Below are 597 nucleotides of genomic sequence, written 5' to 3' on the forward strand. Positions count from 1 at the left end.
GCCTGCCCCAGGACTGCCGGATCGGCGGTACGGCATCGATCACTTCCTCCAGCATCATGCTGTCGTGCACGTTGGCGGCCGTCAGGCGAACCGCGAGCGGGATGCCGTTGGCATCGGTGAGGATGTGGCGCTTCGAGCCCGGCTTGCCCCGGTCCGTTGGGTTCGGCCCGGTCTGCGCACCCCCCTTTTTGCCGCGACCGACGCGCTGTCGAGCGCAGCCCGCCGGAAGTCGATGGCGTTGCGTCGTCCCAGGCGGTCGAGGAGCGCATGCTGGAGGCGGTCCCACACGCCAGCCTCCTGCCAATCGCGCAGCCGGCGCCAGCACGTCATGCCGCAGCCGCAGCCCATCTCCTGGGGCAGCATCTCCCACGGGATGCCCGACTGCAGAACGAAGAGGATGCCGGTCAGGGCAGCACGGTCGGACAGGCGGGGCCTACCGCCCTTCGGCTTCGGCGGCTCAGGCGGCAGCAGCGGCTCTACCACAGCCCAGAGCGCATCAGGGACAAGAGGTCTGCTCATGCTACCCAGAACGCGTCAGACCCCGTTTTGTTAGATGCTCTAAGCTGGACTTTGGCCATTTCCTTGGGCTGAGGCGGC

1 pseudogene is annotated in these 597 nt (G+C 67.8%); it reads right to left on the minus strand.

What is annotated here, in order from left to right:
• A pseudogene (locus tag QWZ14_RS28965) lies at positions 1-519 on the minus strand (IS5 family transposase); the annotation flags it as partial.
• Between the last annotated feature and the right edge of the window lie 78 nt (positions 520-597).

Source organism: Paeniroseomonas aquatica, from assembly GCF_030409335.1.
GTDB lineage: Bacteria > Pseudomonadota > Alphaproteobacteria > Acetobacterales > Acetobacteraceae > Belnapia > Belnapia aquatica.